Source organism: Sinomonas sp. ASV486 (assembly GCF_030908215.1).
In the GTDB taxonomy this organism is placed as follows: domain Bacteria; phylum Actinomycetota; class Actinomycetes; order Actinomycetales; family Micrococcaceae; genus Sinomonas; species Sinomonas puerhi.
In genome coordinates, this window is record NZ_JAVFJK010000004.1 from 341,329 (window position 1) to 364,996 (window position 23,668).

A 23,668-nucleotide genomic window follows, 5' to 3' on the forward strand; every position below is an offset into this window, starting at 1 on the left:
CTGACGCAAGCGGCCCCGCGGGTCAGCCTTGCCCGGGGCCGCCATCCTCCCCGCGCAGGAAGCGGCGCCTGGCCCCGACGCCGAGTGCGGCCAGCAGCCCGATCGCGACGACCGCGAACACCACCACTGCCCACGGAAACGGTTCGCCCTGCGCGGCGGGGGCCGCTGGCGGCGTCTGGGCGGTCCCGGGCTGCGACGCCTGGATCCCGGGCCCGACGGACGGCGAGGTCGATGCCCCGGGCGGGGAGGCCGGCGTCGTGCTTGAGGTGCTTCCCGAAGTGACGGTGAAGCCGGGGGTGTCCTCGATCGGGTGCGAGTCCGTGGAGACCGCCCGCCAGACCGCTGTATATCCGCCCGACGCCGGCGCCGAACCTTCCAGCGCGTCGTGGGCGAAGGCGGGGGCCGGGACAACGAGAATGAAGCCGACGGCCGCCAGCGCGGACAACGGCCTCAGCACCGACCGGACGCGCCGAAGGATCTGCATCACACAAGCCTAGATTTGGGCCCTTTGTAGAACAACTGGCGAGTAGGATTGATCCGGCCTCCGGGCCACCCCAACAACATCTCCCGCACCCAGGAGCGCCCATGGCAACCGCAATGGACCGGTACTTCAAGATCGCCGAGCGCGGCTCGACGGTCTCCCGTGAAATCCGCGGTGGCCTAGCGACGTTCTTCGCGATGAGCTACATCGTGGTCCTCAATCCGCTCATCCTCTCGGGAGCGGACGCCGCCGGCAGCCACCTCGGCATTCCACGCGTCGCTGCCATGACCGCCCTCGTGGCCGGCATCCTGACGATCCTCATGGGCGTGTGGGCCAAGCACCCCTTCGCGCTCGCCACGGGCCTCGGCGTCAACGCCTTCGTGGCCGTCACTGTGGCGACCCACCCCAACGTGACGTGGCCGGACATGATGGGCCTCGTGCTCATCGCGGGCGTGGTCATGTTCGTGCTCGTCCTGACCGGGTTCCGCACGGCGGTGTTCAAGGCCGTCCCGGAGGGCCTCAAGACGGCCATCGTGGTGGGCATCGGCGTCTTCATCGCCCTCATCGGCCTGGTCAACGCGGGCTTCGTGCGGCGCATCCCGGACGCTGCCGGGACCACTGTCCCACTCGGGCTCGGCGACGCCGGCAGGCTTGTGGGATGGCCCACGCTCGTGTTCGTCGTGGGGCTCGTGCTCACGATCGCCCTCATGGTGCGCAAGGTCCGCGGCGCGCTGCTCATCGGCATCATCGCCGCGACAATCCTCGCGAACATCATCGAGCTCGTGTTCCACGTGGGGCCGTCCGTGGCCCCGGGCCAGCAGCCCAACCCGGCCGGATGGTCCCTCGTGGTCCCGGGCCTCGGCAACGTGGCCCCCGTGGACCTTAGCTTGTTCGGCCAGGCCAACCCACTCGGCGCGTTCCAGCACCTCGGGACACTCGGCGCCCTCCTGCTGGCGTTCGTGATCCTCCTGAGCATCTTCTTCGACGCCATGGGCACCATGGTGGGCCTGGCCCGTGAGGCCGGGAACATTGACAAGCACGGCAACATCCCCAACGTGGACCGCGTGCTGCTCGTCGACGCCTTCGGCGCGATTGCCGGCGGCGGCACGTCGGTGTCCTCGAACCAGATCTTCGTCGAGTCCGGTGCGGGCATCGGCGAGGGCGCCCGCACCGGGCTCGCGTCCGTGGTCACGGGCCTGCTTTTCATCGTCGCGATGTTCCTCACACCGCTCATCAACCTCGTGCCGTTCGAGGCGGTCGCTCCCGCTCTCGTGGTGGTGGGCTTCCTCATGTTCCAGCAGGTCGCCAAGATCGACTGGCATGACCTGGGCATCGCGATCCCGGCGTTCCTCACGATCGGCCTCATGCCGTTCACGTACTCGATCGCCAACGGCCTCGGCGCCGGTTTCATCTCCTACGTGCTCGTGCGCATCTTCCAGGGCCGCGCGAGGGAGATCCATCCGCTCATGTGGGCCGTCGCAGCGGCGTTCCTCATCTTCTTCGGCATCGGTCCGGTCGAGAAACTCCTCGGGTTCTAGCTGCTCCGGCTGCCGCGGGGCCCACGCACGACGGCGGTGGGCCGCCTCGCGACGACGCCCCTCCTCCCGGCGCGCGGAGAGGGCTACAGGATCTTCCGAAGAACGTGGACCTTCCCGGTGCACGGCCGAAGTCATACGCTGACGACGGCGCTGCCGACGGACACACCGTCCCTGCACCGCTCGCAGTCCCCCGGCAATGGAAGGAATCCTCGATGACCTACACCGTCGGCTACTTCATCGGCAGCCTCTCCTCGAAGTCGATCAACCGCACGCTCTCGAAGGCCCTGATCCGCCTCGCACCCGAGTCCCTGCACTTCGAGGAGATCCCCATCAAGGACCTCCCGCTCTACAACCGGGACCTCGACGCGGACTACCCGCCGGAGGGCCGCGCCCTCAAAGAGGCGATCGAACGGGTGGACGCAGTCCTGTTCATCACGCCCGAGTTCAACCGGGATATCCCGGGGTCGCTCAAGAACGCGATCGACTGGGCGTCCCGCCCCTGGGGCACCAACTCGCTCAACCGCAAGCCGTCCGCGATCATCGGCGCGTCCCCGGGCAAGATCGGCACGGCGGTGGCGCAGCAGAACCTGCGCGGGATCCTCGCGTTCTGCAATTCGCCCCAGATGAGCGCACCGGAGGCCTACATCCAGTTCACACCGGGGCTCATCACGGACGACGGCGAAGTCAGCGACGCGAGCACCGAGCAGTTCCTGCGGCATTTCATGGAGGAGTTCGGGCTGTTCGTGGAACGGGTCCTCAGGGTGCTGCCGCAGGGCTGAACGGGCGCCGATGGAGTGCGGCCACGGCGAAGGCCGCCGCGAGGGGCAGCGCGACCGCCACGGCGCTCAGCCACGCGCCAACGCCCTGACCACCCTGGACGGCCGCGTTGAGCGCCTGGACGCCGGTTCCGCCCGCGGCGAGGAGGAAGGCCGCTGCGCCGACCAGCGGCGCGAGCCCGGCTGGAAGCCGTACCGACCGCGGCAGGTACCTCCACACGATCAGGAGCACAAGCCCGAGCACCCCGAAGGCCACGCGGTACTCGACGACCTCGCCCCAGTGGTGGGCGGCCGCCGCCTGAGCGCAATCGAGCCCCGGGTAAGGGGTCTGGAGGACGGCGCAGCGCGCGGCTGTGTACGCGACGCCGGGTAAGTCGCCCGAGACGAACCCTGCGCCCCACAGCCGGCCGAACAGCTCGGACACCAGCCCGCTGAGGCCGACGGCGATCGCACCCACCGCTGCGAGGCCTACCGCTGGCCGCATGAAGGCACGCAGGGGCAGCCGGCCCACCGAACGCCATGGCGTCCGGAGAGACGGCGTGACGGTGCCGAGCGGCCCAAACCGGCGCACGGCCTCGAGCTCCGCAGCCTCGGGCACGAGACCTTGGGCGCGCAGGCGTGCGGCCGATTCGCGCAGATGCGTCTCCGTCTCGGAGAGCAGTCGGCGCGCCGCGCCCGGATCGGAATCGCGCGCGGCAGCGAAGAGCTCGTCCAGGTAGGCGTCGATGGGGCTCTGGCCTTCGGTGCGCCCCGCGCCCGTCGCGCTCACTGTGCCGCCCCCAGCACCCTGCCCATGGCCGAGGCGAATCCTCGCCATTCCTGGGTCCTTCGTTCGAGCTCGGCGCGCCCCGTTGAGGTGAGGCGATAGACGCGGCGGCGCGCGGCGTCGTCTTCCCCCCAACGGCTCGCGGCCCACCCCGCCGCCTCGAGTCTGTGAAGGGCGGGGTACACCGAGCCTTCCTGGAGCTCGAACCCGGAGCCGCTTCGCTCGTGGATGCGAGCGATGAGCGCGTAGCCGTGGGCTTCGCCCACACCGAGCGAGGCCAGAAGCAGGAGGTCAAGCTGTCCGTTCACTGCACTTCGTCCCATACCTAGACAATCTAGGCATCCAAGGTCCGGGGCGCAATAGTTCAGCGCGCCACTGGCTCGTGGCGAAGGTACTCGCGGCGGAACGTGCCCGTCCCGGCCGTGAGCCCACGCAGGTCGACGGCGTACCGGAGGAGCTCGGCGTCGGGCACCTCGCCCGAGATGTCGGTGAACTCGCCGCCCGCGGACACGGTGCCGGTGAGGCGCCCGCGCCGCGCGGAGAGGTCGCTCATGACGGCGCCCACGTAGTCATCGGGGACGCTGATAGTCACGGTCGAGACCGGCTCGAGCAGCTGGATCCGCGCCGCGGAGGCGGCCTCGCGCAGGGCAAGCGCCCCCGCGGCCTGGAACGCCGCGTCGGAGGAATCGACGCTGTGCGTCTTGCCGCCCACGAGCGTGACCTTGATGTCCACGACGGGGAATCCCTCCGCTACGCCCCGGGCCATCTGGGCGCGTACACCCTTCTCTACGGACTCGACATAGGTCCGCGGGATCACCCCGCCCACAATCCGGTCCACGAACTCGAACCCGCCGCCGCGCGCGAGCGGCTCCACCTCGATGTCGCAGATCGCGTACTGGCCGTGCCCGCCGGACTGCTTGACGTGCCGCCCGTGCCCGGCGGCGGGGGCGGCGAACGTCTCGCGCAGGGGGGTGACGACGTCGACCGTCTGCAGCTTCACGCCCTGCTCGCGCAGCCGGTCCAGCACGACGTCCGCATGCGCCTCCCCCATGCACCACAGGACGAGCTGGTGCGTCTCTGGGTTGCGCTCCACCCGCAGCGTCGGGTCACCGGCGGCGACCTTCGCGAGGCTCTTCGCGAGTGCGTCCTCGTCGCCGTGCGAGGCCGCCTCGATAGCCACGGGCATGAGCGGCTCGGGCATGTCCCACGGCGCCACGATCATGGGGGCCTCACGGGCGGAGACCGAATCGCCCGTCTCCGCGCTCAGGCGGGCGACGGCACACAGGTCGCCGGCCACGGCGAACGGCGCCGCTTGGAGGGACGCGCCGAAGGGCGTGTAGAGGTGCCCGAGGCGCTCGTCAGCATCATGGTCCGGGTGGCCACGGTCCTCGAGCCCATGGCCGGCCACGTGCACGGAGGTGTCCTCGCGGAGCGTCCCCGAAAACAGCCGCACGAGGCACACGCGCCCCAGGAAGGGATCCACGGTGGTCCGCACGACCTCGCCCACGAGAGGGCCGTCCGGGTCGCACCGCAGCCCCTTGACCGGCTTGCCGTCCAGATCCGCCACGGCCGGCAGCGCGTGCTCCGCCGGGGACGGGAAGCCGCGCCGGAGCACCTCGAGCACCTCGGCGGTTCCAATCCCCTCGAGAGCGGACGTGGGCACCACCGGGAAGAAGGACCCGCGGGCCACGGCATTCTCGAGGTCGCCGATGATCGTCTCGAGGCCGATGTCCTCGCCGCCGAGGTAGCGGTCCATGAGCGTCTCATCCTCGCTCTCGGCGATGATGCCCTCAATGAGTGCCCCGCGCGCCTCGTCCCAGCCGGCAAGTTCCTCGGGGCGCCCGGGCCGCATCTCTGGCTGCAGCGGTGCCTGGGCCGCGCTGCGATCCCCATAGTCCGAAACCGTGCGGGTGAGCAGGCCCAGCAGACCGGTCAGCGCGCCGTCGTGCGTCACGGGGACGTACAGCGGGAGCACCGACTCGCCGAACGCCGCCTGGCAGCGGGCCAGTGCGGCGTCGTAGTCCGCGCGGGGGTGGTCCAGCTTGCTGATCACGACGGCGCGCGGCATCCCCACGCGCTCGCACTCGCCCCACAGCGCGGTGGTCGCGGCATCGATGTCCTCGGCCGCCGAGACGACGAAGAGCGCTGCGTCCGCGGCGCGGAGCCCCGCGCGCAGCTCGCCGACGAAGTCCACATAGCCCGGCGTGTCGAGCAGGTTGACCTTGACGTCCTCCGACATCACGGGGGCCAGGGAAAGGGTCACGGAGCGCTGCTGGTGCACGGCGGCCGGATCCGAGGCGCTCAGCGTGGTGCCGTCGGCGATAGTGCCCATGCGGGCGATCGCTCCTGTCGAGGCCAGGATTGCCTCGAGCAGGATGGTCTTGCCCGCGCCCGAGTGGCCCACGAGCGCCACGTTCCGGATCAGTTCAGAACGGTTCACCGCAACCGGGCCAGAGCCCTTCGCCGAACCGTTGGTGCCTCTGCCCGACATGAGTTCCTCCTGGTCTCTCCCCAGCCGGTCTCGTTCCCCCTATCCTGCCCCTCGGGCAGCGCCGAGGCGAGGGGGCGCCGCCCGGGAATCTCGGAGTCACCTCCTGAGAGTCACGTCCGGAGAGTCACGCCCCGCGGGTGGACCCACGGGAGGTGACCTTCGGGACGTGATCTCCAGAAGGTGACCGTGAGAAGGTAACCGTCAGAAGGTGAGCTTCAGATGGGTCCGGGGTACCGGACATTGGTCGCCGGGGCCTCTGGCGCGGCGGGCTCCCATGCTGGTGTGCTGGGGGGATGAGCGAAGTGTCTCCCCTGACGGTCGATATCCCCTGCGAGCCCTGGATCGGGCGCAACGACGGCGATGCCCCCGAGCACCGCCGCTGGTGGCAGGCCGTGCGGCCGTACTCGCCCGAGGCGCTCGCCGCGTCGGCGCACGCCGCTGCGTCCGACGGCGTGCGGTCGCGGCCCGCGGTCCTCCTCGGCTTCCGCTCGGAGGAAGGCGTGCGGCGGAACAAGGGCCGGCTCGGCGCGATCGAGGGGCCCGGCGCCATCCGCGCCGCCCTCGGCCCGCTCGCGTTCCACCTCGGCAGGGACGTGTTCGACGCCGGAGACGTCACCGTGGTGACCGGCGGGGACGAGTTCCCCGGCGACCTCGAGGGAGGCCAGGAGCGCTTCGGGACCGCCCTGGCCGCGGCACTCGACGGCGGTGCGCTCACCGTGGGCCTGGGCGGCGGCCACGAGACGGCGTTCGCGAGCTACCTGGGCGTTGCCGGGTCCCAACGCTCGGGCGGGGTGCGCGTCGGCGTGCTGAACCTGGATGCCCACTTCGACCTGCGCGACGAGGAGCAAGCCACGTCCGGCACGCCGTTCCTGCAGATGGCCCGCGCCGAGGCCGCGGAGGGACGCTCGCTGCAGTACGCGGTGCTCGGGATCTCCCGGCCCAACAACACGCGGGCCCTCTTCGACCGGGCGGACGAGCTCGGCGTGCGGTACCTCCTCGACGAGTACACGACCCGCGAGACCGCCGAGACCTTTGTCGAGGACTTCCTCGCCGACCTCGACGCGGTGTACCTGACGATCGATCTGGACGTGCTCCCCGCTGCCGTGGCACCGGGCGTCTCCGCCCCCGCCGCTCTGGGCGTGCCGCTCGAGGTGATCATCGCCGTCGTGCGCCGGGTCACCGCGAGCGGGAAGCTGCTGCACGCCGACCTCGCCGAGCTGAACCCCGCCGTCGACATCGACGGCCGGACGGCGCGCGTCGCGGCGCGCCTCGTCGACACGATCCTGGGGTAGCGCTACCCCAGGCTGGCACGCTCGGAACTGGCCCGCGCCGAGCCCCGCCATTCCATACCCCACAGGAACACCGCAGCAGCGGCCCCCCAAAGCCCGGCGAGCCACACCGGATCCGGGATCAGCGCGGTGATGTTCGTCTGGTCGACGGCGAATGCGTACCGCGCGTCCTGCACGATGAGGTCCTCGGTGATCCCGCCCGGCGGAACGGGGGCGAGGCCACGGGTCAGCCCCGTCGCGAGTGCGAGGTAGATGCGGCGGGCGTCGAGGAGGTCGGCGCCGAGCACTGCCTGCACGACGAAGATCAGCGGCGGCGCCGCGAGCCAGGCGATCTTGGGGTAGCGCCACGACTGGCACGCCAAGTCCAGCAGGCGCAGCTGTGAGAGCGCGAACCCGATCATGGTGCCGGCCGCGGAGAGGGTGAGGAGCAGCGCGAGCCAGTCCCCGATCTCGGCCGCGCGAAACCCCTCGAGCGCGGGGCTCGAGGTACGGTCGGCCACGTGGTCGAGGGCGAATCCGGTGATGCCGACGACGAACCCGCACACGAGCCCGCGGCCCGAGTAGTCCCCCGCCATCTGGAGGGACGCGGCGATCCTCGGCCTGCCGCTCACAGTGACGAGGATGAGCCACGTCAGGACGATGCCGGGCGTCGAAGCCAGAAGAAGGCTCAGGCCCGTGACCGCGGCGTACCGGCTCACGACGACGCCTCCGACGTGGTACCCGAGGAGGCCATTGGCGAGGACCGCCGCGAGGAACACCAGGAAGACGGCGACCAGGAGCCCCCGGCGCCCTGACGTGCGTCCTTCGTGCACGCCGGGCGAGTGCACCATCCACCCGGACTCCGGCCGGTCGCGCAACCCCTGCCGCCAGCGCACGACTCCGGCCGCGGCCTGCGTCGGCCAGCCCGCGAAGGCGTGCGCGATGGCTCCCGCGACCGTGGCCCCTGCAAACTGGGGGTCCCCTGCGGCCGCCGCGTCGAGCCGCGTGCGGGCTGCTGCCCCCGACCCCGCGAGCGCGAGCACCGCGAGGTCCGTCAGGCCTCCGTGCAGCCATCCCGGGGCCCCGACCGCCCACGCTGCAGCGGAGGCGGCCAGCAGCGCCGCCGACGAGGCCGCTCCCGCGAGGGCGAGCCGACCCAGACGGCTTGGAAGAGGCAGACGCGCGTCCCGCGAGGTCGACCATGCCCACGCGGCGAAGGCCGCGAAGGACGCCGCGACGAGCCGAGCGGCCGGCGCGTCCTCCGGGCCCGGGGCGAGGTCCACCTCGATCCCGAGCTGGAGTGCGGCCAGCGCGACGTACAGCACGTGGCCAGCCTACGGCCGCGGGCCCCTGCCCGGGCCCGGGGCCGCGCATGCGGTCGGCGACATGCCGCACGAGGGGACCAACGGGTCGACGGGAGCCCGCACGCCGCCGGGACACCAACGGCGAAGGGGCCCGCACCTGTTGGTGCGGGCCCCTTCCCGGTTGCGAGCCTCCAAGGAGGCAGACCGCGCGGCGAGCTGTGGCTCAGCCGCGGCGGACAATCACCCCGTCCGACTTGAGGCACAGCTGGCGGTCGTGCGGGCCGTCCGAGAGGATCCACATGACGTTTCCGCTCAGCGAGACCTCCTCGACCGTCCCGCGGGACACGACCTGCGCGTGCCTCACGACCTCAACAACTTCCCCCACCGCGAGCTCGGCCCAGTTTTCCACTGGCGCCTGGTAGGCGCCCCGTCGGGACACTACCGCTCCACGTGCCTTCATTGCTCTCCACTCCTTTGTGTAGACCTTTGTCTGTTGTTGTGATGGGTGCCGGCGGAGATCGCCTGATGCCCTCAGTGTCCCCCCGTGAGGTAGGACACTCCTTTCTATCGGCTTCTGCGGCGCGCCGCCTTGTAGGGTTCGACCACGATTCAGGAGAACCGCTGTGCAACCCGACAGGGCAGCCCGCGCGCGAGCACCATTCGTCAGCGCAGACCGCCGACGGCGGCACTCACCGCAGCGACAAACTCGCCGCCCGCGAGGACCCGATCGGCCGCCTCGAGCTCCGGGGACATGAAGCGGTCCGTGCCCGGCCCGGCGACCGTCTGGCGGAGCACCTCGATGGCCGCCGCACCGCCAGGTCCGGGGACCAGTGCGCCGTCGGACGCCGCGGTGCGGATGTCGATCGCTCGGGCAGCCGTCACGAGCTCGATCGCGAGGACGCGGCGCAGGTTCTCCACAGCCTTGCGGAGCTTGCGCGCGGCGTGCCAGCCCATGGACACGTGGTCTTCCTGCATCGCGGAGCTCGGGATCGAGTCCACCGACGCGGGAACCGCGAGGCGCTTCATATCCGAGACGAGGCCGGCCTGCGTGTACTGGGCGATCATGAGCCCCGAGTCCACACCCGGATCGTGGGCCAGGAAGGCCGGGAGTCCGTGCGAGCGGGCCGGATCCAGCATGCGGTCGGTGCGGCGCTCGGCCATCGAGGCAAGATCCGCCGCGCCGATCGCGAGGAAGTCCAGCACGTAGGCCACGGGGGCGCCGTGGAAGTTGCCGTTGGAGGAGACCCGGCCGTCGGGAAGGACCACGGGGTTGTCGATCGCGGCGGCGAGCTCGCGCTGCGCAACCGTCTCGGCGTGGGCGATCGTGTCGCGGACGGCACCGGCCACCTGCGGAGCGCAGCGCAGCGAGTAGGCATCCTGGACGCGGGAGTCGCCCTCCTTGTGGGAGGCCACAATCGCGGAGTCGCGCAGCACAGCGAGCATATTGGCCGCCGAGTCCGCCTGGCCCGGGTGCGGGCGCAGGGCGGCGTGCAGCTCGGGCAGGAACACCTGGTCGGTGCCCATGAGTCCGTCCACGCTCAGGGCCGCCGTGACGTCCGCGGTCTTGACGAGCTTGCGGAGGTCCGCGAGGGCCATGAGCAGCATGCCGAGCATGCCCTCCGTGCCGTTGACGAGGGCGAGGCCCTCCTTCTCGGCCAGGACGATCGGCTCGATGCCGTGCACGGCGAGGAGCTCCGCGACGGGACGCTCGCCCGCGCCGCCGAACCGCTCGCCGTCGGGCCCGAACGCCTCGCCCTCGCCCATGAGCACGAGGGCCACATGGGAGAGCGGGGCCAGATCGCCCGAGCAGCCGAGCGAGCCGAACTCGCGGATCACGGGCGTGATGCCCGTGTTGAGGAACGCGACGAACGTCTCGAGGACCACCGGGCGGACGCCCGTGCGGCCCGAGGCGAGCGTCTTGGCGCGCAGGAACATGAGTGCACGGGCCACCTCAGTCTCCACGGCCGGACCCATGCCTGCGGCGTGCGAGCGGATGAGGGACTTCTGCAGCTGCGTGCGCTTGTCCTGCGGGATGTGCAGGTTCGCGAGCGCCCCGAAGCCAGTCGAGATGCCGTAGGCCGGGATCTCGGAGGCGGCGAGCGCCTCGACGTGGGCGCGGACCCGGGCCACCTCGACGAGCGCCTCGGGCGCGATCGTCACCTTGGCGCCGTGGCGGGCGACGGCGACGACGTCCTCGGCAGTGAGGCCGTGCGTGGAGAGGGTGACCTCGGTCGGGAGGGTTTCCGTAACGGTGAGAGTCATGTCAGTTCCTGTTCTCGGCGGTCTCAGCGGCCGGCCATGGGGATCTTGACGCCGCGCTCGGCGGCGACTTCGACGGCCCGCTCGTAGCCGGCGTCGACGTGGCGGATCACACCCATGCCCGGGTCGTTGGTGAGGAGGGCGGTGAGCTTCGCGGCGGCGAGCTCGGTGCCATCGGCCACGGAGACCTGGCCTGCGTGGATTGAGCGGCCGATGCCGACGCCGCCGCCGTGGTGGATCGAGACCCACGTGGCGCCCGAGGACGCGGCGGTGAGGGCGTTGAGGAGCGGCCAGTCGGCAATCGCGTCCGAGCCGTCCTTCATGGCCTCGGTCTCGCGGTACGGCGAGGCGACGGAGCCGGAGTCGAGGTGGTCGCGGCCGATGACGATCGGCGCCTTGACCTTGCCCTCGGCGACGAGCTTGTTGAAGAGGAGGCCGGCCTTGTGGCGCTCGCCGTAGCCGAGCCAGCAGATACGTGCCGGGAGGCCCTCGAACTCGACGCGCTCTTCAGCGGCGTCGAGCCACTTGTGCAGGTGCTTGTTCTCGGGGAAGAGCTCCTTGATCGCCTCGTCGGTGACCTTGATGTCCTCCGGGTCCCCGGACAGCGCCACCCAGCGGAACGGGCCGAGGCCCTCGCAGAACAGCGGGCGGATGTAGGCCGGGACGAAGCCCGGGAACTCGAAGGCACGCTCGTAGCCGCCCTTGCGGGCCTCGTCGCGGATCGAGTTGCCGTAGTCGAAGACCTCGGCGCCGGCGTCCTGGAACTCGACCATGGCCTGCACGTGGCGGGCCATCGCGTTCTGGGCCTTCTTGGTGAAGCCCTCCGGATCGGCCTCAGCCTCGGCGTGCCACTGCTCGACCGTGTACTCGGTCGGCAGGTAGGACAGCGGGTCGTGGGCGGAGGTCTGGTCGGTGACGACGTCGATCGTCAGCTCGCCAGCCTTGTGGCGGCGGAGCAGCTCGGGGAAGACCTCGGCGGCGTTGCCGACGTAGCCCACGGACCAGCCGCGGCGCTCCTCCTTGGCCTTGACGACCTTGGCGATGGCGGTGTCGAGGTCCGTCTCGACCTCGTCGAGGTAGCGCTTGCCGACGCGGCGGCGCAGGCGGGTCTCATCGACGTCGACGATGAGGCACGCGCCGTCGTTCAGCGTCACGGCGAGCGGCTGGGCCCCGCCCATGCCGCCGCAGCCGCCGGTGAGGGTGAGGGTGCCGGCCAAGGGGCCTTCCGTGGCGGAGGTCGTGTGGCGGTTCTCGGCGGCAAGCTTGCGGCCGACGGCGGCGAACGTCTCGTACGTGCCCTGGAGGATGCCCTGCGTGCCGATGTAGATCCACGAGCCGGCCGTCATCTGGCCGTACATCGTGAGGCCCTCGGCCTCGAGGCGGCGGAACTCGGGCCAGTTCGCCCAGTCGCCCACGAGGTTCGAGTTGGCGATGAGCACGCGCGGCGCCCACTTGTTGGTGCGGAAGACGCCGACTGGCTTGCCGGACTGCACGAGGAGGGTCTCGTCGTCGTCCATGTCCCTGAGCGTGTCGACGATCGCGTCGAAGGCCTTCCATGAGCGCGCAGCGCGGCCGGTGCCGCCGTATACCACGAGGTCGTCTGGGCGCTCGGCAACCTCGGGGTCGAGGTTGTTCATGAGCATGCGCAGCGGCGCCTCGGTCTGCCAGGACTTGGCGGAGATCTCGGTGCCGCGGGGGGCGCGGACCGGGCGGGCGCCGGTGGTGAAGTCCGCCTTCGGCGTGGGACGGACCGTGGGCTCTGGCTGGGTGCTCATCGTGACTCCTGCGTCAGCGTCGATGTGAGTGGTGTCTGTTGGGCCGTTCGGCCCTCTGCATCTATGACACCGCGTCGAGAGGCGGAGAAACAGGGGAATCGGAGGGGAGCTGTCCGGGATTCCGGACGGAGGCCAGAGGCATATTCAGCGCACGAGGGCGACCGGCTGGTTGGGCCCGACGAGTCGCCGAAGGCAGTGCGATGCCGTCAGAGCCGCCCCGACAACAGGTACGCGAAGCGGCCCTCAGGACCTGGCGGTCGCGAGCTTGGACCGAACTCGCACGAGAGGCGCTTGGGGATCCTGCGGTTGGGGAAGGGCAGCCAGAGCGAACTGGTCGATGACATCGGGCCGGAAGACGAGGCACTCCGTCGAGCCGCCGAACTGGAAGTATCCCAGCTCGTCGCCCTTGTCCACGTGGTGGCCCGGGACGATCTCCGCGTCGATGACGCAGGACGAGACCTCGACCATGCCCACGGGAATCACCGCCATGAGGCCGATCACGGGGTCGTCGGCTTGGATCAGGATGATCGCCCGGGCCGAGACATGGGCCAGATACGCCTGCGAGAGACTCGCCTCCACGGCGTCGGCCCCCTCGGACTCTGCCTCGGAGAAGTACGTGCCGTCCTTGAGGTACGCGCGCACGATCGTTCCGGCGACGGGAGCGTGCCACCGGTGGTAGTTCAATGCGCTCAGGAACGCCTGGTACACCGTTCCGCCCACAAACTGGTCCACCGACTCGTCGCGCGCGAGCAGGTCCTCGAGCGAATAGGGCTGGCCCTTGACCCAGAACCGGCTCTGGCGTTGAACGCCGGAGCTGATCTTGTATGGGGTCGACTCGCAGGCGCTGACGATGACCTTGTCATCGTCAGGCGCGGCGACGGGTCTGGCGGTCGATGTGAGCCGACGGGCGAAGAAATCGTTCCACGACGTGAAGCCCCAGTGCTCGGCGAGGGCATCGTGCTGGTAGTCGTCCATCCCGACGACCTGCCGCGCCTTCTCCGACATCCACCCCGACGACGAGGTGTTCAACACATACAGCGAGTCCTCGCTGCTCAAGAACTCGCACCAGGCGTCCAGAATCTTGCGGAACATGGCGATGATGCGCGGATCGCGGTGGGCCGCGAACCCTGCTTCGGTTCCCATGGTCCAATCGAGGATCGCCGTCAACGGGGTGGTCACCATGCCGCCTTCGCTGAACTCCGGTGCCGTCGTGAGGACTTCGTTGATCAGCCGGAGCATCTGGTCAACGCTCGTGAGGTGCCGTTTGCGGTAGGGCTTCGACGTCGGAACCTGCTCGATCATCTCCGTCATGTAGAGACGGACCACCGGGTCGCTGGCAATCAGTTCCTGGAACTCCACGATCACCGGATGCAGGGGAACATCCTCACCCCGCGCCTCGACCCGTTCCCGGTGGCCGGAGATCCATTCCTCGAGGTCGTCCTGCTGCTCGGGCAGCCAGCCACCCCATCGTCGGACACGGTCAGATGACGAGATAAGGGTCATGGCCCCGAGACTACTCGCCTCGTGACCGGCACCACACCCACGCGCGGCGTGCCGCGGCGGGACGCCGTCGCTACTTCACGCAGGGGATTCCGCCGCCCTGGAGGGGGCCCTGCCAGTCCGCGTAGGTCGTGGGGGCGGGGCTCGCCGTCGTGCTCGCGGCGTCCGGCGACAGGGACGACGACGGCGCGGCCGCCCCTGTGCTGTCCGTCCCGCCGGACGAGGCCTCGCCCCCCGACTCCGACGAGGCCGATGCCGACGCTGCCGGTGTCGAAGGGGCCGGGGTCGGAATGGCGGGGGGCGGCGTCGTGGGCTGCGGGGGCTTCGGTGCGAGGAGGTCTCGCACGGTCGCGCGAATCTGGCCGACGTCGACAAGGTTGATGGACGCCCCCTCGGGAGAGGTCCCGAAGCCGAGGATCGGAAGGGTCGTAAAGGAGATGTTGCCGCCCGTGAGCGAGCTGGCCTGCTGGGAGAACTCGAGGAGATCGAGGCCGCGGTCGATCGCCATGTTCTTGCTCACGGCGTCGAGCACCGCCTCCATCTTCGGCAGGTCCGTCAGCGTCCCGGCCTGCTTGAGCTGGTGCAGCACCGAGGCGATGAACGCCTGCTGGCGGCGCGAGCGGTCGAGGTCCGTGAAGTTGTAGGTGAGATCGGAGGTGTCCCGCCGCTGGCGGACGAACGACATCGCCTGCTGTGCGTTGATCTGCTGCATTCCCGCACGGAAGTCCGCGCCGGAGAACGTGTCCTGGGTGGCCCGGTTGACGCACACCGTGATCGGCTGGATGGCGAGGGCCACCTGGTAGAACGCGACCATCGTGATCTCGACGAAGTGGTCGATCTGCACGCCGCCGAGGAATTGGGAGACCGTGGCGATCTCGGCGGCGCGGCCGGCGTCGCGCGCCGACTGATACGTCGCGTCGTCGTTCGGCTTTCCCTGGGCGAGGAGCGTGGACTGCTCGGCCGCGAAGCCGTAGCTGTAGGCCTCCTTGACCTTGGCCATGAAGCCAGCTCCGGGGAAGCCAGCGGTCTGGACGTAGTCGTCGCGCGGTATCGAGACCGCCGTGGACTGGGAGCCATCGGCCGGGATATGCACAAGCATGAGCACGTTCGCGTTGTAGAAGCCCACGCTGTCGTCACCTGCGTGCAGCGCGTCCTGGATGTCCTGCGGGAGGGGGTTGCCGTTCTCGTCGAGCCTCGAGTCGAGACCCATGATGAGGACGTTGGTGTCCTTGGACAGCTTCGGCACGGCGGAGGCAGAGGGGCTAGCGGACTGCTCCGTGAGCGCGCGGGACAGCGCGTCCGAGCGGCGCACGTTGCCGTTGAACCTCGCCGCCAGCTGCGCCACGTAGACGGCGCTGCCGGCGGCCGCGAGCGTGACCACGATCGCCACGATGGCCAAGACCTTCGGCCACCTGCGCCGGCGCGGCGCGAATCGGCGGCCTGTACCGCGTGCCTGCTCCCCCATGCGAGCTGCCTTCCGCGCGGCGCACCGCGTGGCGAGGAACGCCACTTGAGGGCACCGACATGTGATGCACACCATACCGCCGGCCACCGGGCCGCGCACCACCTCGAGCGTCAGCCGCGCCCGTAGATCCTCGCCGTGAGCTCGCCCGCGACCCTCGTGACGCGCCTCGCGAGATCCTCGCGGCGCTCGGCAGGCACACGATCTCCCTCGAATGTCACTGCGACGGCAGCCGTGGGCCACCCGGTGTGGTCCAGGACCGCGGCGGCGACCGATGCGAGCCCCGGCGTGATCTCACCGTCCTCGGTGGCGTAGCCGCGCTGCCTCACCTGGTCCAGTTCGGACTGGAGCGTCGAGTACGAGCGGATCTGCGTCCCTTCATCCGTGCGGGTCGAGAACGCGGCGGCATTCGGGTAGAGCGCGCGGACCTGCGACTTCGGTAGCGCGGCGAGGATCGCCCGCCCGCTCGCCGTGAGGTGGCTCGGAAGGCGCACGCCCACGTCGGTGACGAGGGAGGGCCGGTTCTTGGCCCGTTCTTCGGCGATGTACAGCACGTCCCGGCCGTGCAGGACGGCGAGGTGCGCGCTCTCGCCGATCGCATCGACGAGTGCCGCGAGCACAGGTCGGCCCAGACGCGAGAGGGGCTCCTGACGCGAGAAGGCGCTCGAGAGCTCGAACGCCCCGATCCCGAGACCGTAGCGCTGCTCCTCCTTCAGATGCATGACGAATCCGCTCTCCTCCATGACCGCCAGGAGGTGGTACACGGTGGAGCGCGGCAGGCTGAGCTGCGTCGCGATCGCGGAGGCCGGCTGCGGCCCACGGCGTGAGGCGAGCAGGCGCAGGATGCGCAGGGTGCTCTCGGCGGCGGGCACCTTTGACTTCTGGTCGAGCTCGGGCATGGCACCTCGGTCGGGTCGCTGTCTGTAATACCGAACTCCAGTGTGCGCGCGGACGACGGTTATGCGCATCCGCCGCTGTCCGGCTACCGTCCGGTATTCCAGACATAACGACCGTCTGCGGCCCGAGACCTCATCGGGGTGCCGCGGCACAGGCGTCCCGCCGGGCACAACTCGGCGCCGTTTCCGTCCCAATGCGGGCAGAAACGGCGCTGAGTGGTGTCGTGCGGGACGCCCGAGGTTCCGGAGGCATCGGCTCCGGGGGGTCCGGCCCCGCGCAGCTACCGGCTACCGGGCCGACCAGCCGCCGTCCATCGTGTAGCTCGCGCCGGTGACCATCCCTGCGTCGTCCGAGGCGAGCCAGCACGCGAGCGAGGCGACCTCGGCGGGCTCGACGAGCCGCTTGACTGCCATCTCCGTGAGCATGACCTTCTCGAGGACCTCCGACTCGGGGATGCCGTGGGTCTCGGCCTGGTCCTTGATCTGCTGCTCCACGAGGGCCGTGCGGACGTACCCGGGGTTGATGCAGTTGGACGTCACCCCGTGCGGGGCGCCTTCGAGGGCGGTCACCTTCGAGAGCCCCTCGAGCGCATGCTTGGCGGTCACGTAGGCGCTCTTGAAGGCGGACGCGCGGATGCCGTGCACCGAGCTAAGGTTGATGACCCGCCCCCAACCCTTCTCGTACATGTGCGGCAGTGCCGCCCGGACGAGCAGGAACGGCGCCTCGACCATGAGCCGCTGGATCCGGCGGAACGTCTCCGGCTCGTAGTCCTCGATGGGCGCGATCTTCTGGATGCCGGCGTTGTTGACGAGGATGTCGCAGTCCAGACGCAGGTCCTCGAGCGGCATCGTGTCGAGCAGGTCGACCGCCCAGACGCTCCCGCCGAGATCCGCGGCCAGCTTCTGCGCGGCCTCGCCGTCGAGGTCGGCGACCACCACGTGCGCGCCCTTCTCGGCGAGCCCCCGGGCCACGGCGGCGCCGATGCCGGCGGCGCCGCCCGTGACCAGGGCCTTGCGTCCTTCGAGGCTCACGCGCGGGCCCCCGCCTCGGGGACCTCGCTGCGCTGCTTGGCCGCATCGGCGGCGTCGAGCGCGTGGAGCGAGGCACCCTTGGTCTCGCGCAGGGAGAGCACCGCGACGAGCGTGATCACTCCGGCGATCGCAAGGTACACGGCCGTCGGCCACCACGAACCGGTCGCCTTGAGCCACTCCGTGGCGAAGACCGGGGCCAGCGAGCCCGCCACGATCGAGGTGACCTGGTAGGAGATCGACACCCCCGAGTAGCGCATGCGGGTCGGGAACATCTCGGACATGATGGCGGGCTGGCCCGCGTACATGAGTGCGTGGAACATGAGGCCCACGATGATGGTCACCAGGATCACCACGGTGTTCTTGGTGCCGAAGGCAGGGAAGGCCCAGAAGCCCCACGTGCCGCCCAGGATCGTGCCGACGAGGTAGACGGGCCTGCGGCCCACGCGGTCGGCAAGGCGGCCGACCAGGGGGATGATCGCGAAGTGGCAGATGTGGGCGATCGCAATGACGCCGAGGATCGACCCGGTGTTCATCTTCAGGCCGGTGCCGAGGTACACGATCGAGAAGGTCACAACGAGGTAGTACATGATGTTCTCCGCGAAGCGGAGGCCCATGCCCGTCAGGACGCCCCTGGGGTACCGCTTGAGGACCTCGAACACGCCGTAGCCGGCCGCCTTCTCGGAGTCCATCTCTGCCTTGGCCTCCTGGAAGATGGGGGCCTCGTCGATCTTGGTGCGGATGTAGTAGCCCACGACCACGACGATCGCGGACAGCCAGAATGCGACCCGCCAGCCCCAGGCCAGGAACGCATCATTGGAGAGGGTCGTGGTCATGAGCCACAGGACTACGGTGGCCAGGACGTTGCCGAGCGGGACCGCGGCCTGCGGCCACGAGGCCCAGAACGCCCGGCTCTTGTCAGGTGCGTGCTCCGCGACCAGGAGGACGGCACCGCCCCATTCGCCGCCGAGCGCGAGGCCCTGGATGAAGCGGAGCAGAACGAGGAGGATCGGCGCCCACGCCCCGATCTGCGCGTAGGTGGGCAGGCAGCCCATGAGGACCGTCGCGACGCCGATCAGGATGATCGTGATCTGGAGCGTCTGCTTGCGGCCGATCCGGTCGCCGATCTGGCCGAACACGATGCCGCCGAGCGGACGCGCCACGAAGCCGACGGCGTAGGTGAGGAACGCGGCGATGATCGCGTCGTACTCGTTGCCCATCTTGGGCAGGAGCACCTTGTTGAACACGATCGTCGAGGCGGTCGCGTAGAGGAAGAAGTCGTACCACTCGACGACCGTGCCGGCCATCGAGGCCGACACGATCTTCTTGAGAAGCGAAGTCTCGGAGCCGGCGGAACCGGCGGAGCGTTGGTTCACGCTCATGTTTGCCCTCCTGGGTCGGAACTGGCAGTCTCGCGGACGCCACCACGGTATGACGCCCGTCACATGCCTTGGACGAGTATTCCCTGCGCATTGCTGCGCACTCAATGACCAATCAGGCAAGGGTCGTGTGCAGATGTGCAGATCACTCGTAGGCTGAGCCCATGACGTCGCCCTCGCCCGAGCTGCTGCTGGTCCTCCTCGAGGTCTCCCGTTCAGGGAAATTCACGACGGCGGGCGAGGGCCTCGGCCTCAACCACACGACCGTCGCCCGCAAGATCTCGGCGCTCGAGAAGGCCCTCGGCGGGCGCGTGCTCGCCCGCGCGGCGGGCGGCTGGGAGCTGACGCCGCTCGGCGAGCGCGCCGTGGGCGTCGCGGTGCAGATCGCCGAGGCGATGGGCCGCCTCGGCCAAGGCGAAGAGGACCCGGTCACCGGCTCAGTACGCATGACGGCGACCGACGGCTTCAGCGCCTACATCGCATCCCCCGCCGTCGCGGCCCTGAGGGCCGAGCACCCGGGGCTGACCGTCGAGCTCATCACCGTGACACGGCGGGCGATGCAGCAGCGCTCGGGGGTGGACATCGAAGTCGTGGTGGGCGAGCCCCAGGTCCACCGCGCCCAGGCCATCCGGCTCGGCGACTACACGCTCGGGATGTACGCCTCGCGGGACTACCTCGCGAGGCACGGAAGGCCCCAGACGCCCAGCGAGGTCGCCCGCCACGGGCTCGTGTACTTTGTGGACTCGATGCTGCAGGTCGATGACCTCGACGCCCCCCGGCGCCTCGCCCCCGAGATGCGGGACGGCCTGACCTCGACCAACGTGTTCGTTCACGTCGAGGCCACCCGGGCCGGCGCCGGGGTGGGCTTCCTCCCCTGCTTCATGGCCGACCGCCACGAGGACCTCGTGCGCATCCTGCCCGACTACTTCAGCGAGCGGCTGCCCTACTGGATGGTCCTGCGCGCCGACTCCTACCGCCAGCCTGCCGTGGCGGCTGTGGCCGAGGCGCTGCAGGCCCAGATGGAGATCGCCCGGCCCATGCTGCTCGGCAGCGCCCCAAGCGGGCGTGCCGCCGGCAGTGCCTCGACATAGGCTTGGCCGCATGTCACTGACCTCAGCCCAACGCCGGCAGACGAGCACGGATCTGGCAGAGAACCTGCGCCGCAGCGGCATCCCCCGCGGCACGGTCGAGACCGACCTCGGATGGACCCGTGAGCGGTTCGACGCAACCCTCGCGGTGGGGTCCGACGTCTCGCCGGTGGACGTGTGGGCCCTGCGCGACTACCTCGACGCAGCCCTCAGGGAAGACCCGGACGAAGCCGCCCGGTGGACCGTCCTGACCGACAGGGCCCGCACGGCCGCCACGGCCTGGTTCCCGCTCGACTGAGGCGCCTCGGGTCAGGGTAGCGTCTGTTTCAGGGCAGCGCGTCCGGGTCGAGGGTGTCTGCCCCAGGCGACGGGTCCCGGCGCGCCTCCGCCGCGCCGATCCACGCCCGAACCTGGGCGTCGTCCCAGAACTGGGCAGGAACGCCCCCGCCCAGGAGACGGCGACGCATCGCAGGCGAGGCGAGGATCGGCGTCGTGCTTCCGGCGGCGATGATGTTGCCGTAGCGACGTCCCTTGAGCATCGCCGGATCCGAGACGATCGCGGTGTGCGGGAACACGGCTGCGATCGCCGCGGCCTCGGCACGGGCCGTGATGTGGTTCGGTGCGCTGCCGATGTTCGCGACGAACAGTCCGCCCGTGTCGAGGAGCCGGGCGGATGCCCCGATGAACTCGACGGTGGTGAGCGGGTCCGGCGTCCGCGCGCCAGCGAACACGTCACGGATCACGACGTCGCGCGTGGCCGGCGTGAGCGATTCCGTCACCTCCCGCGCCTCGCCGACCCGGAGGCGCACTAGCGGCGCCTTGGGCAGGTCGAACCACTCGCGCACGTACTCGGCGAGCTGCGCATCGAGTTCGACGACGACCTGCCGCCCTTCCGGATAGCGCGCCGCGAGGTAGCGGGGCATCGAGCACCCGCCGCCGCCCTGGTGGAGGACCCGCAGCCTGTCCACCGCATGGGGCTCGAAGCGGTCCTCGATGAGGGCGACGATCCAGCGCATGTACTCGAAGTCGAGCCGCAGGGGGTCGCTGAGGACGATGTGCGAGCTCTGCACCCCGTTGATCTTCAGGAGCCAACCGTCGGGCGAGTCGCCGTCCTGGACGAGTTCTGCCGTGCCCGTGCTGATCGGGTAGATGCCGGCAACGGGGCCACCGGCCGCAACGCGCGCCATCACTTCCCCGACCCGACGATCACCCGGATGGCGCGCCTGGCGTCCGCGTTCCCGAGCACCTCGTACGCGTCGAGGATCCTGGCGAACGGGAACCGGTGCGTGACGAGCTTGGCCGGATCGATCTCGCGGTCGGCGATGCGCTCGAGGAGGTCTGGCTCCTCCGCCTGACTGTCGAGTCCGGTCATGACGGTGAGGTTGGCGATCCAGTCTCGGTCCGGCGGGAAGACCGCGGGCTTGCCGTGCACACCGGCGTTGGCCACGCGGCCGCCGGGCCTGATCGTGTCGAGCGCCTCGGCGTAGGTCCTCGGCAGGCCAACGGTCTCAACGGCGACGTCGACGCCGAGGCCGTCGCGGCTGAGCGCCCTGACCGCCGCTCCGAGGTCGACCCCGTCCGCGACCCTGACCGTGTCGGTGGCCCCGCACCTGAGCGCCCTCTCGAGCCGGTAGTCGTTGCGGTCCACGGCGATGATCCTCGAGGCCCCGAGCGCGCCGGCAGTCATGATCGAGGCCAGCCCCGCCGGTCCGGCTCCAATCACCGCCACCTCGTCCCCCTCGCCCACGCCGCCGTAGAGCACGCCAATCTCGTACCCCGTGGGCAGCATGTCGCTGAGCACGGTGCCCTGCTCGACGGTCACGCCGCGGGGCAGTGGGACGAGCCCGTTGTCCGCGAACGGCACCCGCACGTATTCCGCCTGAGTGCCGTCGATGAGATGGCCGAAGACCCATCCGATCCCACCGAGAGTCTTGCAGTACGAGGTCAGCCCCGACAGGCAGGAATCGCAGCCCATGCACTTGGTGATGGACGAGATGATCACGACGTCGCCCACGCGGACCTTCCGGCACTCCGGGCCAACCTCGGTCACGACGCCGACACCCTCGTGGCCCAGGATCCGGCCCACGGGCACGGACGGCGCGTCCCCCTTGAGGATGTGCAGGTCGGTGCCGGTGATCGTCGTGGCCTCCATGCGGACAATCGCATCCGCGGGCCCATGGATCACCGGATCGGGGACGTCCTCCCACTCCTTCCGGTGCGGACCGTGGTACACAAGCGCCTTCATGCTCTCCTTCCTACACCACCCGGGACATGCGGATCTCCGCGAGGAACCGGCCGCCGAACTGATCCAGCTTGCGGGCGCCGTCCGGTGCGAACCCTAGCTTGGCGTAGAAGGCCCGGGCGCGCGGGTTGTCCTCGAACACCCACAGGCACGCGGGGCGGTCGCCCAAGACACGCTCGACCAATGCTCGGCCAGCCCCGGTTCCGTGCATCTCGGCGAGCACGTACACGGCGTAGAGCTGCTCGGGCGCCGGGGCGTCGTCGTCCCGCGCCGGCCCCGCGCCCGCAAAGCCGACCACGCGCCCGCCGCAACGGGCGAGCGCAAACCGGCCGGCGGCGTCGGGCGTCATGAACCCTCGCCACCGCTCCGTGCGCTCGGGCCCCGCACCGAGGCCGCCGGCCAGGAATTCGGCCGGAAGGAGGTCGGCGTAGGCCTCGCGCCAGCCGGCATCCTTGACGGCGAGGATGGCCTCGGCGTCGTCGGGCAGGGCGTCCGCGATCTCGAAGGGTTTCGACTCTGAGGCTCTCCGCTCAGCCACCGCGCACCCTTGCTCTACTTCACGATCGCGAGGGCGAAGCCGTCCCAGCCCTTGGACCCCGTCGTCTGGATGACGGTCGCGTCGAAGAGCGGGCCTCCGAGCAGCTCGAGGGACTCGACGATCGACGGCGCATTGGCCGCATCGCGCGAGGTGTCGAGGAGGGCGCCCTCCCACACGGTGTTGTCAAGCACGACGACGGTGCCGGGCCGCCCGAGCCTCACGGCCCATTCGAGGTAGCGCGAGTTGTTCTGCTTGTCCGCGTCGATGAAGACCAGGTCATAGGACCCGGTGAGGCCCGGGAGGGAGTCGAGCGCGGGTCCGACGTGGACGGTGACCTTCTCCGACAGCCCCGCTGACGCGAGGTTCTCGCGGGCCACGGCGGCGTGCTCAGGCAGGTACTCGAGCGTGTCGAGATACCCCCCCTCGGGGAGCGCCTGCGCCATCCAGATGCTGCTGAAGCCGGCCAGCGTGCCGATCTCGAGCACCCGCCGGGCACCGGAAATCTTCACGAGCAGGTTCAGGAGCTTCCCGGACGTGGGCTGGACCTCGATGGGCGGCATGCCGCGCTCCTGGGCGGTCGTCAATGCACGCTCGTGCTCCGGGCCGGGCTTCACCACGGTGCGGGTGAGCCAGCGTTCAACATCGATCCATTCGGGCTGCGCGACATGCTCGATCATGCGGCCAGTCTGGCACCCGGCCGGTGGCGAGGCTACTGGGCGGCCTCGTTGTCTTCTGCCTGCGAGAACCCCTCATGCGATGCCCACGCCTGCTAGCCTGATCTCACTACATCCCCCACGCCTCTCCACGATGCGCACTTGGGGGATTTTCTTCGCTACGGGCCAAGGAGCGCCGATGCCCGGATCACCGCGGCCGCGC

The 23,668-nt window shown here is 70.2% G+C and carries 22 protein-coding genes; 5 read left to right on the plus strand and 17 right to left on the minus strand.

The genetic code is table 11. From position 1 onward, the window contains the following. Positions 1 to 22: 22 nt before the first annotated feature. Complete coding sequence (locus tag RBS60_RS08220; protein ID WP_307957052.1) at positions 23 to 484, minus strand: copper resistance protein CopC; 462 nt, start codon at positions 482 to 484, stop codon at positions 23 to 25. 101 nt (positions 485 to 585) lie between these two features. Between RBS60_RS08220 and RBS60_RS08225 the strand changes: the two genes are divergently transcribed. Both RBS60_RS08225 and RBS60_RS08230 read left to right on the plus strand, forming a co-directional pair. Beyond that, positions 586 to 2,019, plus strand: a complete 1,434-nt coding sequence (locus RBS60_RS08225) for an NCS2 family permease (RefSeq protein ID WP_307957053.1) — start codon at positions 586 to 588, stop codon at positions 2,017 to 2,019. A gap of 212 nt (positions 2,020 to 2,231) precedes the next feature. Further along, positions 2,232 to 2,798 (plus strand): NADPH-dependent FMN reductase, encoded by a 567-nt coding sequence (locus RBS60_RS08230; RefSeq protein ID WP_307957054.1) that lies wholly within the window; start codon positions 2,232 to 2,234, stop codon positions 2,796 to 2,798. Here the strand turns inward: RBS60_RS08230 and RBS60_RS08235 are convergent. Genes RBS60_RS08235 through RBS60_RS08245 form a run of 3 tightly spaced genes read right to left on the minus strand, consistent with a single transcriptional unit; the run spans position 2,776 to position 6,052 of the window. After that, entirely contained in the window at positions 2,776 to 3,612 is an 837-nt protein-coding gene (locus tag RBS60_RS08235) for a hypothetical protein (protein WP_307957055.1), read from the minus strand. The genes RBS60_RS08230 and RBS60_RS08235 overlap by 23 nt on opposite strands. Beyond that, positions 3,561 to 3,884 (minus strand): PadR family transcriptional regulator, encoded by a 324-nt coding sequence (locus RBS60_RS08240; protein ID WP_307957056.1) that lies wholly within the window; start codon positions 3,882 to 3,884, stop codon positions 3,561 to 3,563. Before RBS60_RS08240 ends, RBS60_RS08235 begins: the two co-directional genes overlap by 52 nt. A 41-nt stretch (positions 3,885 to 3,925) precedes the next feature. Next, complete coding sequence (locus RBS60_RS08245; protein WP_307957057.1) at positions 3,926 to 6,052, minus strand: elongation factor G-like protein EF-G2; 2,127 nt, start codon at positions 6,050 to 6,052, stop codon at positions 3,926 to 3,928. A gap of 293 nt (positions 6,053 to 6,345) precedes the next feature. On the opposite strand from RBS60_RS08245, the gene hutG reads away from it, so the two are divergent. After that, a complete protein-coding gene (gene hutG / locus RBS60_RS08250) occupies positions 6,346 to 7,344 on the plus strand; it encodes a formimidoylglutamase (protein WP_307957058.1) in 999 nt (332 codons plus the stop codon). 2 nt (positions 7,345 to 7,346) lie between these two features. Here the strand turns inward: hutG and RBS60_RS08255 are convergent, their stop codons facing one another. The 9 genes from RBS60_RS08255 to RBS60_RS08295 all read right to left on the minus strand — a co-directional run bounded on the left by RBS60_RS08255 (position 7,347) and on the right by RBS60_RS08295 (position 18,927). Continuing rightward, entirely contained in the window at positions 7,347 to 8,645 is a 1,299-nt protein-coding gene (locus RBS60_RS08255; protein WP_307957059.1) for a hypothetical protein, read from the minus strand. Between the two features lie 202 nt (positions 8,646 to 8,847). Continuing rightward, positions 8,848 to 9,033, minus strand: a complete 186-nt coding sequence (locus RBS60_RS08260; RefSeq protein WP_307957060.1) for a hypothetical protein — start codon at positions 9,031 to 9,033, stop codon at positions 8,848 to 8,850. Positions 9,034 to 9,287: 254 nt separating this feature from the next. After that, positions 9,288 to 10,886, minus strand: a complete 1,599-nt coding sequence (gene hutH / locus RBS60_RS08265) for a histidine ammonia-lyase (RefSeq protein WP_307957061.1) — start codon at positions 10,884 to 10,886, stop codon at positions 9,288 to 9,290. A gap of 23 nt (positions 10,887 to 10,909) precedes the next feature. Continuing rightward, positions 10,910 to 12,658: a urocanate hydratase gene (locus tag RBS60_RS08270; RefSeq protein WP_307957062.1), complete on the minus strand. Its 1,749-nt coding sequence runs from the start codon at positions 12,656 to 12,658 to the stop codon at positions 10,910 to 10,912. A 243-nt stretch (positions 12,659 to 12,901) separates the two neighbouring features. After that, entirely contained in the window at positions 12,902 to 14,161 is a 1,260-nt protein-coding gene (locus RBS60_RS08275) for a phosphatidylserine decarboxylase family protein (protein WP_307957063.1), read from the minus strand. Positions 14,162 to 14,231: 70 nt separating this feature from the next. Next, a complete protein-coding gene (locus tag RBS60_RS08280; RefSeq protein ID WP_307957064.1) occupies positions 14,232 to 15,623 on the minus strand; it encodes an LCP family protein in 1,392 nt (463 codons plus the stop codon). Positions 15,624 to 15,733: 110 nt separating this feature from the next. Further along, on the minus strand, positions 15,734 to 16,519 hold the full coding sequence (locus RBS60_RS08285) for an IclR family transcriptional regulator (RefSeq protein WP_307957065.1): 786 nt from the start codon (positions 16,517 to 16,519) through the stop codon (positions 15,734 to 15,736). A 285-nt stretch (positions 16,520 to 16,804) separates the two neighbouring features. Then, entirely contained in the window at positions 16,805 to 17,548 is a 744-nt protein-coding gene (locus RBS60_RS08290; RefSeq protein ID WP_307957066.1) for a 3-hydroxybutyrate dehydrogenase, read from the minus strand. After that, positions 17,545 to 18,927, minus strand: coding sequence for an MFS transporter (locus RBS60_RS08295; RefSeq protein WP_307957067.1), 1,383 nt, complete (start codon positions 18,925 to 18,927; stop codon positions 17,545 to 17,547). Before RBS60_RS08295 ends, RBS60_RS08290 begins: the two co-directional genes overlap by 4 nt. A 161-nt stretch (positions 18,928 to 19,088) precedes the next feature. Here RBS60_RS08295 and RBS60_RS08300 point away from each other — a divergent pair, with 161 nt between their 5' ends. Continuing rightward, complete coding sequence (locus tag RBS60_RS08300; RefSeq protein WP_307957068.1) at positions 19,089 to 20,015, plus strand: LysR family transcriptional regulator; 927 nt, start codon at positions 19,089 to 19,091, stop codon at positions 20,013 to 20,015. A gap of 10 nt (positions 20,016 to 20,025) precedes the next feature. Further along, positions 20,026 to 20,310 (plus strand): DUF2316 family protein, encoded by a 285-nt coding sequence (locus RBS60_RS08305; RefSeq protein WP_307957069.1) that lies wholly within the window; start codon positions 20,026 to 20,028, stop codon positions 20,308 to 20,310. Between the two features lie 28 nt (positions 20,311 to 20,338). Here the strand turns inward: RBS60_RS08305 and RBS60_RS08310 are convergent, their stop codons facing one another. From RBS60_RS08310 to RBS60_RS08325, 4 genes are read right to left on the minus strand one after another with little or no spacing between them, the layout of a single operon-like run. Further along, on the minus strand, positions 20,339 to 21,199 hold the full coding sequence (locus RBS60_RS08310; protein WP_307957070.1) for a fused MFS/spermidine synthase: 861 nt from the start codon (positions 21,197 to 21,199) through the stop codon (positions 20,339 to 20,341). Beyond that, on the minus strand, positions 21,199 to 22,257 hold the full coding sequence (locus tag RBS60_RS08315; RefSeq protein ID WP_307957071.1) for an alcohol dehydrogenase catalytic domain-containing protein: 1,059 nt from the start codon (positions 22,255 to 22,257) through the stop codon (positions 21,199 to 21,201). The genes RBS60_RS08310 and RBS60_RS08315 overlap by 1 nt, the downstream gene beginning before the upstream one ends. A gap of 10 nt (positions 22,258 to 22,267) precedes the next feature. Continuing rightward, positions 22,268 to 22,792, minus strand: a complete 525-nt coding sequence (locus tag RBS60_RS08320) for a GNAT family N-acetyltransferase (protein ID WP_307957072.1) — start codon at positions 22,790 to 22,792, stop codon at positions 22,268 to 22,270. Between the two features lie 14 nt (positions 22,793 to 22,806). Beyond that, positions 22,807 to 23,469 (minus strand): O-methyltransferase, encoded by a 663-nt coding sequence (locus tag RBS60_RS08325; RefSeq protein ID WP_307957073.1) that lies wholly within the window; start codon positions 23,467 to 23,469, stop codon positions 22,807 to 22,809. Positions 23,470 to 23,668 lie beyond the last annotated feature (199 nt).